Source organism: Nocardia cyriacigeorgica (assembly GCF_010868145.1).
Lineage (GTDB): Bacteria > Actinomycetota > Actinomycetes > Mycobacteriales > Mycobacteriaceae > Nocardia > Nocardia cyriacigeorgica_D.
Genome location: NZ_JAAGUY010000001.1, coordinates 1 through 12,689, shown reverse-complemented (window position 1 = coordinate 12,689; position 12,689 = coordinate 1). Strand labels below are relative to the sequence as shown.

The 12,689-nt window shown below is 65.3% G+C and carries 15 protein-coding genes and 1 pseudogene; 7 read left to right on the top strand and 9 right to left on the bottom strand.

Annotated elements, in window-relative coordinates; all coding sequences use genetic code 11:
* Positions 1–59: 59 nt before the first annotated feature.
* Positions 60–461 (top strand): annotated as a pseudogene (locus tag GV792_RS00080) (arsenate reductase ArsC); the annotation flags it as partial.
* A gap of 534 nt (positions 462–995) precedes the next feature.
* Here GV792_RS00080 and GV792_RS00075 read toward each other — a convergent pair.
* Positions 996–1,355, bottom strand: coding sequence for a VOC family protein (locus GV792_RS00075; protein WP_163821504.1), 360 nt, complete (start codon positions 1,353–1,355; stop codon positions 996–998).
* 363 nt (positions 1,356–1,718) lie between these two features.
* Between GV792_RS00075 and GV792_RS00070 the strand changes: the two genes are divergently transcribed.
* From GV792_RS00070 to GV792_RS00060, 3 genes are all read left to right on the top strand, one after another.
* Positions 1,719–1,946, top strand: a complete 228-nt coding sequence (locus tag GV792_RS00070) for a hypothetical protein (RefSeq protein ID WP_163821503.1) — start codon at positions 1,719–1,721, stop codon at positions 1,944–1,946.
* A gap of 159 nt (positions 1,947–2,105) precedes the next feature.
* Positions 2,106–2,669 (top strand): dihydrofolate reductase family protein, encoded by a 564-nt coding sequence (locus GV792_RS00065; protein WP_163821502.1) that lies wholly within the window; start codon positions 2,106–2,108, stop codon positions 2,667–2,669.
* Between the two features lie 258 nt (positions 2,670–2,927).
* On the top strand, positions 2,928–3,770 hold the full coding sequence (locus GV792_RS00060; protein WP_163821500.1) for an alpha/beta fold hydrolase: 843 nt from the start codon (positions 2,928–2,930) through the stop codon (positions 3,768–3,770).
* 161 nt (positions 3,771–3,931) lie between these two features.
* Here GV792_RS00060 and GV792_RS00055 read toward each other — a convergent pair whose 3' ends face one another.
* From GV792_RS00055 to GV792_RS00040, 4 genes are all read right to left on the bottom strand, one after another.
* Positions 3,932–4,363 carry a hypothetical protein gene (locus tag GV792_RS00055; protein WP_163821498.1) on the bottom strand — a complete coding sequence of 144 codons (432 nt, stop codon included), beginning with the start codon at positions 4,361–4,363 and terminating at the stop codon, positions 3,932–3,934.
* 146 nt (positions 4,364–4,509) lie between these two features.
* Complete coding sequence (locus GV792_RS00050; RefSeq protein ID WP_163821496.1) at positions 4,510–5,793, bottom strand: ArsB/NhaD family transporter; 1,284 nt, start codon at positions 5,791–5,793, stop codon at positions 4,510–4,512.
* A gap of 28 nt (positions 5,794–5,821) precedes the next feature.
* The gene (locus tag GV792_RS00045; protein WP_256673720.1) at positions 5,822–6,319 is read right to left on the bottom strand and encodes a CBS domain-containing protein; all 498 of its coding nucleotides are present in this window, start codon (positions 6,317–6,319) and stop codon (positions 5,822–5,824) included.
* Complete coding sequence (locus tag GV792_RS00040; RefSeq protein ID WP_163821494.1) at positions 6,316–6,591, bottom strand: hypothetical protein; 276 nt, start codon at positions 6,589–6,591, stop codon at positions 6,316–6,318. Before GV792_RS00040 ends, GV792_RS00045 begins: the two co-directional genes overlap by 4 nt.
* 174 nt (positions 6,592–6,765) lie before the next feature.
* Between GV792_RS00040 and GV792_RS00035 the strand changes: the two genes are divergently transcribed.
* Positions 6,766–7,779: a sensor histidine kinase gene (locus tag GV792_RS00035; protein WP_163821491.1), complete on the top strand. Its 1,014-nt coding sequence runs from the start codon at positions 6,766–6,768 to the stop codon at positions 7,777–7,779.
* Positions 7,776–8,432: a response regulator gene (locus GV792_RS00030; RefSeq protein WP_163821489.1), complete on the top strand. Its 657-nt coding sequence runs from the start codon at positions 7,776–7,778 to the stop codon at positions 8,430–8,432. Before GV792_RS00035 ends, GV792_RS00030 begins: the two co-directional genes overlap by 4 nt.
* Before the next feature lie 92 nt (positions 8,433–8,524).
* On the opposite strand, the gene GV792_RS00025 is transcribed toward GV792_RS00030, so the two are convergent.
* From GV792_RS00025 to GV792_RS00010, 4 genes are all read right to left on the bottom strand, one after another.
* Entirely contained in the window at positions 8,525–9,493 is a 969-nt protein-coding gene (locus GV792_RS00025) for a DUF389 domain-containing protein (RefSeq protein ID WP_163821487.1), read from the bottom strand.
* A 26-nt stretch (positions 9,494–9,519) separates the two neighbouring features.
* A complete protein-coding gene (locus GV792_RS00020) occupies positions 9,520–9,666 on the bottom strand; it encodes an alkyl sulfatase C-terminal domain-containing protein (RefSeq protein ID WP_309139069.1) in 147 nt (48 codons plus the stop codon).
* A 166-nt stretch (positions 9,667–9,832) separates the two neighbouring features.
* Entirely contained in the window at positions 9,833–10,429 is a 597-nt protein-coding gene (locus GV792_RS00015; RefSeq protein WP_163821484.1) for a TetR/AcrR family transcriptional regulator, read from the bottom strand.
* A 23-nt stretch (positions 10,430–10,452) separates the two neighbouring features.
* Positions 10,453–11,913, bottom strand: a complete 1,461-nt coding sequence (locus tag GV792_RS00010; protein ID WP_163821482.1) for an alpha-L-fucosidase — start codon at positions 11,911–11,913, stop codon at positions 10,453–10,455.
* Positions 11,914–12,250: 337 nt separating this feature from the next.
* Here GV792_RS00010 and GV792_RS00005 point away from each other — a divergent pair, with 337 nt between their 5' ends.
* A complete protein-coding gene (locus tag GV792_RS00005; protein ID WP_256673718.1) occupies positions 12,251–12,571 on the top strand; it encodes a DUF1801 domain-containing protein in 321 nt (106 codons plus the stop codon).
* Positions 12,572–12,689 lie beyond the last annotated feature (118 nt).

The window sequence follows — 12,689 nt, the reverse complement described above, 5'->3', positions numbered from 1 at the left end:
ACGATCCGCGCTACGGCTCGGCCCCTCCGACCGAGCATCCACCGAAGGGCCCCCCTCTGATGGCAGACAAACCCAGCGTCCTGTTCGTCTGCGTACACAACGCGGGCCGCTCCCAGATGGCGGCGGGTTTCCTCACCCACCTCGCCGGCAACGCGATCGAAGTCCGCTCGGCCGGCAGCGCACCCGCCGATTCGATCAACCTGTCCGCAGTCGAGGCCATGGCCGAGCTCGGTATCGACATCTCGCCCCAGTCACCGAAGATCTTGACCGACCACGCCGTCGAGGCATCCGATGTCGTGATCACCATGGGCTGCGGCGACACCTGCCCGGTGTTTCCCGGTAAGAGCTACCGCGACTGGGTGCTGGAGGACCCCGCGGGCAAAGGCGTGGAGTCGGTGCGGCCGATTCGGGACGAGATCAGGAAGCGGGTCGAACTGCTGATCGCCGAAATGCTACCCGCGGCACAGTCTGCCGAAACGGCCGCACCGGTGTGGGCACCAACCGATGCCTGCACATTGCCCACACCGGAACAACCGCTGCGGGAAGCGGAGTTCGCGGATCTGTTCGCCACTTCGCTCGAGTCGGTCGAACGTCTCTCCCCCACACATCTCCGGTTGACGATCGACGCCGCGGCCGAGAAAGCGGCCCGTGAGCTGGCCGGACGCGAAACGGCCTGCTGCTCGTTCTTCTCGTTCGAGTTCACCGCAGACGGACCCGGACAGCTCCGCGTGGACATCGAGGTGCCGACCGAACGCGCGCCCGTACTCGATGGATTGGCCGCCGGGGCACAGCAGGCGATATCGGAGTGAGCCGGTAGCCGCTGGCCTGTCGAGCCGAATGTCGCTATCGCGACACAGCATGTCCGCTTGGTGTCGAGGACATCGAAGACGACGCGGCCAAAGCCGCCGAGATCCGCTTCCTCGACGAATTCGCCGCGCGCGTCGCCGGCTCGGCTGACCGACATCACATTGAAGACGCCGTTGTCGGCCGCCGGATCATGCCGGTGGAAAGGGCCTCGCGGGCGGTGTCGCCAGCGTGACCATGTTTCCATCGGGATCACGCACCTGCGCCAGCGTCGAGTAGTCGCCCTCGATGTTCTCCCCGAGCACAATCCCCAGATCGTGCAGTCTGCGGCGCTCCGCCGCCACATCATCGACGTACAGGAACATCACTCCTCTACCTGCGATCTCGTCGCTGGATGACAGCATCAGCCCACTGTGCCCGGACAGCTCCCACTGCACCAGCGTGGGCATCGGCCGGTGATCCGGTGCACGGCCGAGCAGCTTGGTATACCAGTCTTCGGCCGCGGCGAGGTCCGCGGTGAGCAATGCGGGGTAGATCTTCTGAACATTCATGTGGGCTTCTCCTCGCCGGATTCGATGACATCGGTCGATGGATCGCAAGGGCTTTCCCTAACGGTCGAGCCGGTTCGAGCTGAGGTCAAGAGCCGAACATTCACACCGCAGATCTAGACCGACCCGAATCAACGCGAAGCCGACCGCGATCGACGCTAGACTTGCCGAGCTGACCGCGACGGTGCCACCCTGCTCGCGGCACCGGAGGCAGGTTGCGACGATCTGCTCGAATGCAGCGAAACGCCGGATTGTCCCGTGCCGTTCGATACCACCGGCGACTGACGCTGCCGAAGATCCACCAGCTCGTACATCAGATCACGACCGACAGAGATCCGTGCATGCTGACAAAAAGAGGTGAGCGGGATGCAAAAACTGCTGGCTACTGTTGCCACAGTCGGCGCGATATTCGGCGGTGCTGCTGCCACGGCCGGAGCGGCACAGGCACATCCGACGCCGCCACCATCACTGTGCACGATGTACACCTACCCCGCCTCGCTGCTGGTGGCGGTAACCGGCAGCCAGTCCAGTCCGTTGCTGCGGACGGTGATCGAGCTGCAGCCGGTTTTCTGCGGCTGGACGCGCGTCCGCTGATACCGAACCGCTCGGGACGCCTTCACCACCCGCATCCGTCAGGCCGAATTCGACCGCGGCAGAGCGGCACCGGGGCTAGGGTTTGGGGTGATCGCGAGCGTCACTGCGACGTTCGCGCCCCCACCTGCTCCAATGCACCATCCAGTCGAGGAGGACCTGATGCATCCTGTCGTCTACTCGATGGGCGTGTCGTTGGACGGTTTCATCGCAGGACCGGGTGACGACATCAGCTGGTCCGCGCCGGACGCGGAGCTGTTTCGTTTCCACATCGAGCAGACCCGCGATCTCTCCGCGCACCTGTGCGGACGCCGCCTGTACGAGACGATGCTGGTGTGGGAGACCGCCGAACAGACCATGTCCGACGAGGCGGAGTTGGAGTTCGCCCGGATCTGGCGGCCGATCCCGAAGGTGGTGTTCTCCCGGACGCTGGACTCCGTGGAGGGCAACGCACGCCTGGCCACCGACGATATCGCCACCGAGATCGCTCGCCTGCGTGACGAGCCGGGCGAGGGCGCGGTGGGCATCGGTGGAGCGGACCTCGCCGCGGCCGCAATCGCCGAGGACCTGATCGACGAATACCACCAGTTCGTCAACCCGATCATCCTCGGAGGTGGCACCCCTTACTTCCCGCCGCTCACCAAACCCCTCGACCTGCGGCTGGTCGAGTCCCGAATCTTGGGCTCATCCCGAGTCGTCTTCCTTCGCCACCAGCGCATCCGCTGAGTTCGACGCCAGGCACCAGGCGATCCCCACCGGCACCGGCCGCTTGCCGGTGAGTTCGAGGCCGCCGGGGAGGTGAAACTCACGCCACCGCGCCCTCCCCCCGCCCGTGCACATTCGAAGCACACAACTCGCCGCCGACCTGGGCAGTAATAGCGTCGTTCCACCAACAGCGGTATCGACGCTCACAGCACTGGTTGCATTTCACAATCAGCCCATCTAGGGTACGAGTGGTTGCATTCCACAAGCACTGGAGAATTCATGGAGATCCTCGAACTCGACGGCATCGAGCTGGCGATCGAGCGCCGTGGTCCAGAGGGCGCACCCGCGGTGCTGCTCATCGCAGGCGGTGCCCAGTCGATGGACTGGTGGACAGCCGAGTTCTGCGATCTGCTCGGCGCCGGTGAGCTGCAAGTGATTCGGTACGACCACCGCGATACCGGGCAATCGACCACATCCCCGCCCGGGCAGCCCGAGTACACCGGCAACGACCTCGCCGCCGACCCACTACGCATTCTCGACACCCTCGGTATCGAGAAGGCGCACCTGATCGGCATGTCGATGGGCGGGGGTATCGCGCAGAATATCGCGGTGAATGCACCCGAGCGGGTGCGCACCCTGACGCTTGTCGACACCAGCCCCGCCGGTGGCGATCATGGCGAGCTGCCGCCGCCGAGCCCCGCGGTCGCCGCCACCTGGGAGGAGCCCGAACCGGCGATCGACTGGACTGACGAAACCGCGGTCATCGACTATCGCGTCGACGCCGAACGGCCTTACACCGGCCCGCTCGGGCTCGACGAGGTGCGCGTGCGCGCCCTCGCAACGGTCGAGGTGCGCCGCAGCCGCAATATGGCGTCGTCGATGGCGAACCACTTCATGGCCGAGCCCGGGACTCCGGTGGACCCGGCCGAGATTCGCGTCCCGACCCTTGTCCTCCACAGCGCCGACGACCCGATGTTTCCGCTCCCACACGGAGAAGCACTCGCGCAAATGATCCCGGAAGCCCGGCTTGTCCAGCTGGAAGGGATGGGCCACGAGATCCCGCCGCCCGCGGTGTGGGACGTGGTCCTGCCGGAGCTGCACAAGCACCTGGGGCGAAGCTGACGCTCTAACCGGTAGGAGTCGAGTTGGGCGGCGGCACGGTGAGACAACCATGGAACTGGTGCAGCACTACCAGCCCGTGGCCGACCCGCTGCTCGGCGTGATCGGCCGGGTTCGCGCAACCTGCACCCGCATCGGCCTCAACGACCGAGCGGGTACCGACCTCACGGCAGTGGCAGGCAGGAACTTCCGGCATCGAGACCGCGTCCCTGCACATCCACCTCGATGTACTTCGAAGAGGTGTACTGACCGGGCGTGAACTGCTGGGCGGTGATGTTCTGTCGGCCCGTGTGCTCAGGTGTCCAACTGAAAGTGGCTGTCCCACTGCCGGCGTGGTATTCCGCCTGGCCGAGGCGGTCACCGTTGCCCGGGACCGAACCGCCACTGTTGATGATGGTGATCTCACCGGCCTCGGCGGGCGGGGCGTCGACGGTGGCGGTCACCGTGTAGGCGCAGCCGGCCCGCAGGCCTTCCGGTCCGGCGGCGACGCTCACGCCGGTCACGGCGGCGGTGGCTCCCGGCGCCGCGAAGGTCGTCACCAGTCCGAGAACGCCGAGGATGGCGGCCAGCCCGAATCGCCGAATGTGGATGCGCATCGTTGATCCTCCTCGTCGTGCGGTCGGTTCGTTGCGAGTGTGCCATGGACGGAGCGGGCACGCCCATGGACCGAGAGGGTCAGCGCAGTGCCGATGCATTCAGTCGGATCGTGTCGACAGCTGGTCACGGCCCTCGAAGATCCGACTCAGAAATAGCGCATCGCGATATAAATCCATGCAAGGACGCTGCTCAACACCGTCACCACGATCCCGTACCGAGTGAACTGCCAGAAAGTGATCGGATGACCGGCCCGACGGGCGATATCCAAGGCGACGACGTTGGCGCTGGCCGCGACCGCCGTCCCGTTCCCGCTGAAGTCAGCGCCGAAAGCGAAAGACCACCAGAGGGCTTGGCCCTGAACCGGATCCGGGGTGTGTGCGACGAGCCCTTCGACCACGGGCGCCATCGTCGTCGTATACGGGATGTTGTCGATGAACGACGCGACGACCGCCGAGCCGAATACCAATGTCGCCGAAGCGAGCAGCGGATTGTCGCCGAACGCGGCGACCGCGGCGTCACCGATGCGGTCGATGACGCCGGTATGCACGAGCCCCGCCACCATCACGAACAGCCCCATGAAGAACACCAACGTGCCCCATTCCACTTCGCGCAGGATGTCGCCGATATCGAGCCGGGAGATCAGCACCATCGCCCCGGCGCCGAGCAACGCGATGATCGAAGGTGCGACATGAAGAACCGAATGCAGTCCGAACCCGATGATCACACCGCCGAGCACGAGCAAAGCCCGCGTGAGTAGCCGGGTATCGGTGATGGCCCTGCGTTCCTGCAACGCCATCACGGTGGTGATGTGTTCGGACTCGTGGCGCAGGTGGGCGCGGAACAACCAGCGTGTGAACACCACGAACAGCACGAAGATCACCGCCACCGCGGGCGCCATGTGGATGAGAAAGTCGTTGAAGCTCAGGCCCGCTCGGCTTCCGATGATGATGTTGGGCGGATCGCCGACCAGCGTGGCGGCACCGCCGATATTCGCCGCGAGCACCTCGGCGATGATGAACGGCTGGGCCGCCAGGACCAGGCGATCACAGACGACAATCGTGACCGGCGCGATGAGCATGATGATCGTGACATTGTCCAGGATCGGCGAAGCGACCGCGGTGATGATCATCAGCATCACCATGAGCCGGAACGGATTTCCGTGCGAACGCTTCGCGGCCCAGATGGCCAGGAAGTCGAACAGCCCGGTCTGCTTGACAACCCCGACAATGATCATCATGCCGAGCAGCAGGAAAATGACATTCCAGTCGATTCCCGCGTGCGCGTTGAAGAAGACCTCCTCGCCGGGCACCAGACCGAACACGGTCATAAGCCCCGCGGCGATGAGCACGATCTTGACCTTGTCGGCCCGTTCGGTCGCTATACACCAGAACGCGCCGACGAAAATGGCAACGGCCAGCAGCTGGTTCATCGCTCACCTCGCCTCGGCCGGGTGGCGGTCAGTCGTCGGGACCGGCAACGGCCAGGCTGATCAGCAGACGTTCGAGGGTCACCGCTCCGAGCAGCGTGCGCGAATGATTCACCACCGCGACCAATGGGCTGTGCCGCTGGGCCATCAGTGCCGCGACCTCGAGCAGCGTCGCGTCGGGGCGGACGATGGCGGGCTTGGCCGATCGTTCCGGCAGGCAATCACCCACCGTGAGATGGCCGGGTTCACGCCAGAACAGCTCGGCATGCACTTCGTCGATGGTGCGTGCCAGCGCCGGATCATCCTGATAGGAGCTGGGGATCGCCAGCCGCAGCACCTGGGTGCCCGGTAGGACGGCGATGGGGTGATCGTCATCGTCGACGACGATCATGCCCGGCAGCCGGTTGACGACCATCAACCGCATGGCCTTGGCCACCGGATCACCGGGGTGGACGGTCGGCAGCTGGATCGCGATCTCGTGTGCTTGCATGGGTTGGTCCCGTCGCGCGTGCGGGGAGACAGTGGTCATGAGCGGCTCCGCTCGCCGGTGAGCTGGTCCATCAGCCGTTCCAGGCGAGCGACCCGATCCGGGATCGGCGCGCTGTGCAGCAGTTCGGCGAACTGATCGGCCTCGTCGGGTTCCAGGGCGATGGACTGGACGGGTTCGTCGCGGACACGGTCGTAGACGAGCACGTGCTTGCTGCCGTCGCTGCCTGCGACCAGGGCGAACCGTGCCCCACTTCGAGTCTGCAGATGGTGCATCGTGCCCTGGCCCGGCACGGTGGTGCGATCGACGTCCATGTCGAGCACTCCTCCCGCCACCGTCTGCGTGTCGAACTCAGTCTTGGTGACGGGCGGGTTCGCGACTATCGGTGCTCGCACCCATCTGTACCGGCCGACGGTATGTAGTGGGCGGCCACGGATTGGGTGTCGTACCCCATGGACACCATGTGCACCAGCGGCCACACTGAGGTCATGGACCGTCCGGGAAGTGGAATCGGCCTGTTCCGGCGACACACCCGGACACCGGCGGATGCCCTGTTCCGGCGGATCTTCCTTATCAACGGACTGGTGTTCACCTTCGGCACCCTGGTGCTCGCGCTCTCCCCCGCCACGGTCTCCTCGCGGGTGCGGCTGACCGAGATACCGGTACTGGTGGTCGGGCTCGCGGTGATCCTGGCGGCGAACGCGTTCCTGCTGCGGTCGAGTCTGTCGCCGTTGGACAAGCTGATCGCCTCCATGCAGCGGGTGGATCCTTTGCGACGCAGCGGCCGGCTCGACCAACACGGCAACGGGGATATGTCCCGGGTGATCGACTCGTTCAACGCGATGGTGCAACGGCTCGAGTCCGAACGCGCGTCCGCCAGCGCGTCGGCGCTCGCCGCGCAAGAAGGTGAACGACAGCGCATCGCCCGTGAACTGCACGACGAAATCGGCCAAAGCCTCACCGTCGCACTGTTATCGATGAAGCGCGCCGCCGACCGCGCACCCGACGACGTCGTCGATGTGCTGCACGGCGCGCAGGAAACCGTGCGGTCCTGCCTGGACGAGGTGCGTGGGATCGCGCGCAGGCTGCGGCCCGACGTCCTCGACGATCTCGGTCTGTCCAGTGCGCTCGCCGCGCTGTGCAGCGAGTTCGCTTCCACCGCGGGAATCACCGTGACACGCGACGTCGACCGGAACCTGCCCCGCTTGGCTCCGGATGTCGAGCTCGTCTGCTATCGCATCGCCCAGGAGAGCTTGACCAATATCGCCAGGCACGCCGAGGCGGGTCGCGTCGAACTGAGCCTGCGCATCCACGGCAGCTCCCTCGTGCTGCGGGTACGCGACGACGGCCGCGGCGGTGTCGACGACGAGGGCGCGGGCATCCGCGGTATGCGCGAACGCGCCCTGCTCGTCGATGCCGACCTGACCATCGAATCCCCACTGGGGCGAGGCACCGAAATATGCCTGACGATCCCCCATGCGAACGGAGGGAGCAGACCATGAGCACCGGCCCGGCACGGATCCTGCTCGCCGACGATCACGCCCTCGTCCGCTCCGGCCTGCGGATGATCCTCGACGCCGAACCCGATCTCACCGTCGTCGCCGAAGCCGCCAACGGCTATGAAGCGGTCCAGCAGCTCGGACGGGTGCCCGTCGACCTCGCGATCCTCGATATCGCCATGCCACGAATGACCGGCATCCAGGCGGCCCGCGAAATCAACCGCGCCAACCCGGGCGTGCGAATCCTGATGCTGTCGATGTACGACAACGAGCAGTACTTCTTCGAATCGCTGCGCGTCGGCGCCTCCGGATACGTCCTCAAATCAGTAGCCGACCGCGACCTGCTCGAGGCCTGCCGAGCCACCCTGCGCGGCGAGCCCTACCTCTACCCCGGCGCCGTCAACTCCCTCATCCGCGACTGGCTCGAACGCGCCAACCAGGGCGACCCACTCCCACAGACCATCCTCACCCCACGTGAGGAGGAGATCGTCAAACTCGTCGCCGAGGGCAACTCCTCCCGCGAAATCGCCAACGACCTCGTGATCAGCATCAAAACCGTCGACCGCCACCGCGCCAACATCCTGCAGAAACTCGGCCTCCGCGACCGCCTCGCCCTCACTCGCTATGCCATCCGCGCGGGGCTGATAGAGCCGTAGGGACGAGAAGCCGTGTCGGCCACGGCCCGGACCCCAACCGGCCATTGCGTTTCCACAGCACCAAGATGTTCGACGTCGCATGTTTCGCTCGGTCACTCCTCGATTCGAGCGCCGACCGTGTGGACGACGACAACCATCGGGTCCCACGGCACGAGATCGTTCACCGCTTCCTGCAGCTCAGCGACGGGTGGTAGCTGTTGCGGACCGAGTACCGAGACCGTCGCGGTGTCACCCTGCACCGTGACATCGATGACCTGCGCCCCCGGTGCGTCACCAAGCCAGTTACGCGTCGCGTCGGCGATCTGTCCGGCCCACAAGGTCGACAACGAATTGACCACCATCGGGATCGCGACCAGCACCAGCACGGCACCGAGCACCAGGTATGCGCGACCACGCCGCGCGGTCGACGCCTCCGCCTCCCCCGCGTAGCCCGCGATCAACAGCACCGCTGTCACGGTGATGATCATCGCGACGACATTGGACGCGAACAACACCAACGCGCCCAGCGCGAGCGCGGGCGCCTGCGAACCCAGGCATACCCCCACCACGCCGAGCGGCGGCACCAGCGAGATCGCGATTGCCACGCCGGGCAGTACATCGCCGACATCGCGTCGGGTGATCGCCACGGCCGCGACGAGCCCGGTGGCCAGCGCGGCGGTGAGGTCCATCAGCTTCGGTGAGGTGCGCCCAACCACCTGCGCGTTCGACAGCACATTGACCGGATTCGGCAGCACCTGCGCGAACACGAACCCCAGAGCCACCACCACCACGATCCCCGCCAGCACCAGGACCAGGCTGCGCACGACTAGTGCGGCTCGGCCGGTGACCACGCCCAACCCGATCCCGAGGATCGGCACCGACAGCGGCGCGACGATCATCGCGCCGATCACAGTGGCAGTCGAGTCCCCGATGACGCCAGAAATCGCGATGACCGCGGAGAGCACCAGCATGATCCAGAAGGCCGACCGCTTCGCGGTGACGGCGCCAACGGATAGATCCAGCTTGTCGGTGAGCTCGTCCAGAGTTCGGCGCTGATCCGCGGGAACCAGAAATCCCAGCATCAGAGACTCCTTCCCTGTGAGTGCGATCAGGGCGTCAGGATCGCGAAATCCGGATCGGGGGCATCGAGGTAGCCGACCAGCTCGACCAGCTTGCCGACATCGCCGTCGACCTTTACCCGGCCCGCGCCGATCTGACTGGTCATCGGATCCCTTTCGACGCGGAGACGAGTGATACGCGACGACCGGCTGCGCCCCGCTGCCGGTCGTCGCGAGCGATCGGCGGCCGAGCCGAACCGACCGTTCCCACAGACTCACATCAGAAGCGATCCGCGACCTCACCCACAGCGGATGAACCCCGACACCGCCTGCTTCCGCTAGGCGAACTGGTCGACCAGCCGGCTACCGGCTGGTGGCGAACTGGATCGTGGTGAGCAGTTCCGCAGAGCATGCGTCCAGGTCGAAGTCGGGTTGGGAGGCGGCGCGCACAATGACGCCGTTGCGGAGGGAGAGGATGAATCCGGCCATCAGGTCTGGATCGAACTCCCGGAATTCGCCCACTCGCTGACCATCCGCGAACAGTTCGGCAAGTTTCGATCGGTCCGAGTTCGCCTGCCGATCACGGGTTTCGGTGTCCGGCGCAGCGGTTTGCAGGTGCAGCATCGTCACCAGGTGGTTGCGGTGGCCTTGGATGAACTCGCAGTTGGCTGTCACGAAGGCGTTGAGGCGCGCGGCCGGGGTGCCGTGGCCGGTACGTGCGGCAACGAAGGCGGTGAATTCGGCCAGGATCGTGTCCATCACCTCGGCCATCAAGTTCTGTTTGCCGGCGAAATGGTAGGAGATGATTCCGGTACTGCTCAGCCCGGCGGCGCGCGCGATTGCACTGAACGATGCGCGCGCGTACCCCATCTCCGCGATGGTGTCGATCGCGGCCTGCACGATCTGCGCCCGGCGAGCTCTCTCGATCGCCGTCAGCTCACCCGGCCTTTTTGCTTGCACAAGCGAAAATTAGCACGGGCCGATCAACGCCGGGTGATCGACAGGACATAGGCGTGCTGTTGGGGTGTTACGCCGGGCGGAAGTTGGATGGCGAGGTCGTTGCCGGGCTGGCGCCAGCGCAAGTCTGCGGCCCCACCGAGAAGTCCGACCGCGGAGGACTCTGGGATCCGAACGCCACGCAGCGTGATTTCGCCGGTAGGTTGGTCGGCCAGCACGATCGCGAAGACAGTATCGCCGCTGCAGGTGAACCGGACCTGATCGCCCGCTGTCGTGGTGGTCTCGAACTGTTCCCAGGGGGTCGTGTCGTAGATCGCGTCGGCGTTGCGCGACAGCCAGGTGCCGAGCGCACGTAAGGGCACAAGCTGCAGTTCCGGGATCTGGCCTGCACCATCGGGACCGACATTGAGCAGCAGATTGCCACCCTTGGCGACCACATCCGCGAACAGATGGATCAGCTGGGCACCGGTGAGGGTATCCGCGCTCGTTTCCTCAGCGTTGTATCCGAACGACCTTCCCAGCCCTCGAGTAAGCTCCCACGCCCCGACCGGCACAGTAGCGGGGGTCGCGTATTCATGGGTTTCCAGGTCGTAGTGGAAATTCTTGTCGGGTTCGGGGATCCCATTGCCCCGCCTCGCCATTGCCTTCACAGCAAGACCGATGAATCCCAGATACGCGGCGCGCGCGAGCCGGTTGGCCGGCAGATTCGGCTGGATCCAGCGATCGTTGACCACGCCGTCGTCAACCGTGTCGTAGTAGTGGGCCATGATCTCGTGCGGGTCGATCTCCGCCGGCCAGCCCATATCGTTCCACAGGATCGACGGCCGATACGTGTCGATCAGCTCTCGCCACTGTGCCGCCGCGTACCGCGCGTACTCCGGCCCCAGCGCCTGATGCCGGATCAGGTCGGTGATGGTCCGCATCGGCTGCTTTCGGAACGTCCAGTCCATCCCGCCGGAGTAGTACAGCCCCATTCGCATGCCCTTCGCCCGCACCGCCTGCGTCAGCTCACCCACCAGATCACGACGGGAACGATAGGAGTCTGGTCTGTGCGGATGCTCGACACCGGTGGGCCACAACGGATATCCGTCCAGGTGGCGAGTGACCATGACGACGTACCTGGCCCCTACCTCGGCGAAAAGTTGGGCCCAGTCTCCGAAATCGACGGCCTCGGCCGCCGCGTCGAACGACGAGCGGAAGTCGTCATACGGGGCCTGTTCACCATAGGTCGCCGCATGATGCGCCGCCGTCGGTGAACCCGGCACCCGCATCGAGTTGAGATACCACTCGGCATAGGGGATCCGGTCCGCGGTCGTCTTGCCCGCCGTCAACTCCCGCATGAAGACCGCGTAGTCCGCATCGGTGGGCTCCGCGAATGCGGGCACCGAGTACAGGCCCCAATGCACGAAGATGCCCAGCTTGGCCTTGTCATACCACTCTGGAAGCGGCCGCGCCCCCAGCGATTCCCTGTCCGGAGCGTAAGCCACGATGATTCCTCCACCTGAGCGCATAATTCTTGCTTGCCCAAGCAAAAATAGCACGAGCAAGCAAGAATACTGGTGGACGACGGGTGGCGCCGGACACGCGTTGCCATCGCGCAGCGGTGAACATAGCGTGAGCAAATGACTCCCCGAGTCGGCCCGGTCAGCACGACGCCTTCGAACAACCCCTCGGCCATTGACGAGAAACTACGGAGGATCGATGTCGAAAAGCACGAAAAACGCTCGGAAGAACCCCGACTCCGCACCGAGGCTTCTCTCCGGCGGCAATCCGCAGATCCCGAAGGGCGACGGCGACGGGCCGGTCCAGTCTTACATCGCAGCAATGCCCGAGTGGAAGCGCCCGCTCGGCGAGCGGCTGGACGCGTTGATCGTGGACACCGTCCCCGACGCACACAAGGCCGTGAAATGGAATCAGCCGTTCTATGGCCACGAGGGCGAGGGCTGGTTCCTCTCCTTCCGCTGCTACACGAACTACGTTCAGATCCAGTTCTTCCGAGGTACCTCGCTCGACCCTGTCCCGCCCAAGGCCTCCAAGCACGACGAGGTGCGCTACCTGGACATCTACGAGAACGACGATCTCGACGAGGGGCAACTCGTCTCCTGGATCGGCCAGGCGAGCAACCTGCCCGGCGAAAAGATGTAGAAACGACGAAAGCCCCCGACCGAAGTCGGGGGCTTTCGTGAAAGGATGTTCCGGCGGTGTCCTACTCTCCCACACCCTGTCGAGTGCAGTACCATCGGCGCAGGTGGCCTTAGCTTCC

What these genes read in the sequence shown, in the direction of transcription:
- GV792_RS00075 (WP_163821504.1), bottom strand. Translation starts at nt 1,355, where the DNA reads ATGAATGTTCAGAAGATCTACCCCGCATTGCTCACCGCGGACCTCGCC.
- GV792_RS00070 (WP_163821503.1), top strand. Translation starts at nt 1,719, where the DNA reads ATGCAAAAACTGCTGGCTACTGTTGCCACAGTCGGCGCGATATTCGGC.
- GV792_RS00065 (WP_163821502.1), top strand. Translation starts at nt 2,106, where the DNA reads ATGCATCCTGTCGTCTACTCGATGGGCGTGTCGTTGGACGGTTTCATC.
- GV792_RS00060 (WP_163821500.1), top strand. Translation starts at nt 2,928, where the DNA reads ATGGAGATCCTCGAACTCGACGGCATCGAGCTGGCGATCGAGCGCCGT.
- GV792_RS00055 (WP_163821498.1), bottom strand. Translation starts at nt 4,363, where the DNA reads ATGCGCATCCACATTCGGCGATTCGGGCTGGCCGCCATCCTCGGCGTT.
- GV792_RS00050 (WP_163821496.1), bottom strand. Translation starts at nt 5,793, where the DNA reads ATGAACCAGCTGCTGGCCGTTGCCATTTTCGTCGGCGCGTTCTGGTGT.
- GV792_RS00045 (WP_256673720.1), bottom strand. Translation starts at nt 6,319, where the DNA reads ATGACCACTGTCTCCCCGCACGCGCGACGGGACCAACCCATGCAAGCA.
- GV792_RS00040 (WP_163821494.1), bottom strand. Translation starts at nt 6,591, where the DNA reads ATGGACGTCGATCGCACCACCGTGCCGGGCCAGGGCACGATGCACCAT.
- GV792_RS00035 (WP_163821491.1), top strand. Translation starts at nt 6,766, where the DNA reads ATGGACCGTCCGGGAAGTGGAATCGGCCTGTTCCGGCGACACACCCGG.
- GV792_RS00030 (WP_163821489.1), top strand. Translation starts at nt 7,776, where the DNA reads ATGAGCACCGGCCCGGCACGGATCCTGCTCGCCGACGATCACGCCCTC.
- GV792_RS00025 (WP_163821487.1), bottom strand. Translation starts at nt 9,493, where the DNA reads ATGCTGGGATTTCTGGTTCCCGCGGATCAGCGCCGAACTCTGGACGAG.
- GV792_RS00005 (WP_256673718.1), top strand. Translation starts at nt 12,251, where the DNA reads ATGCCCGAGTGGAAGCGCCCGCTCGGCGAGCGGCTGGACGCGTTGATC.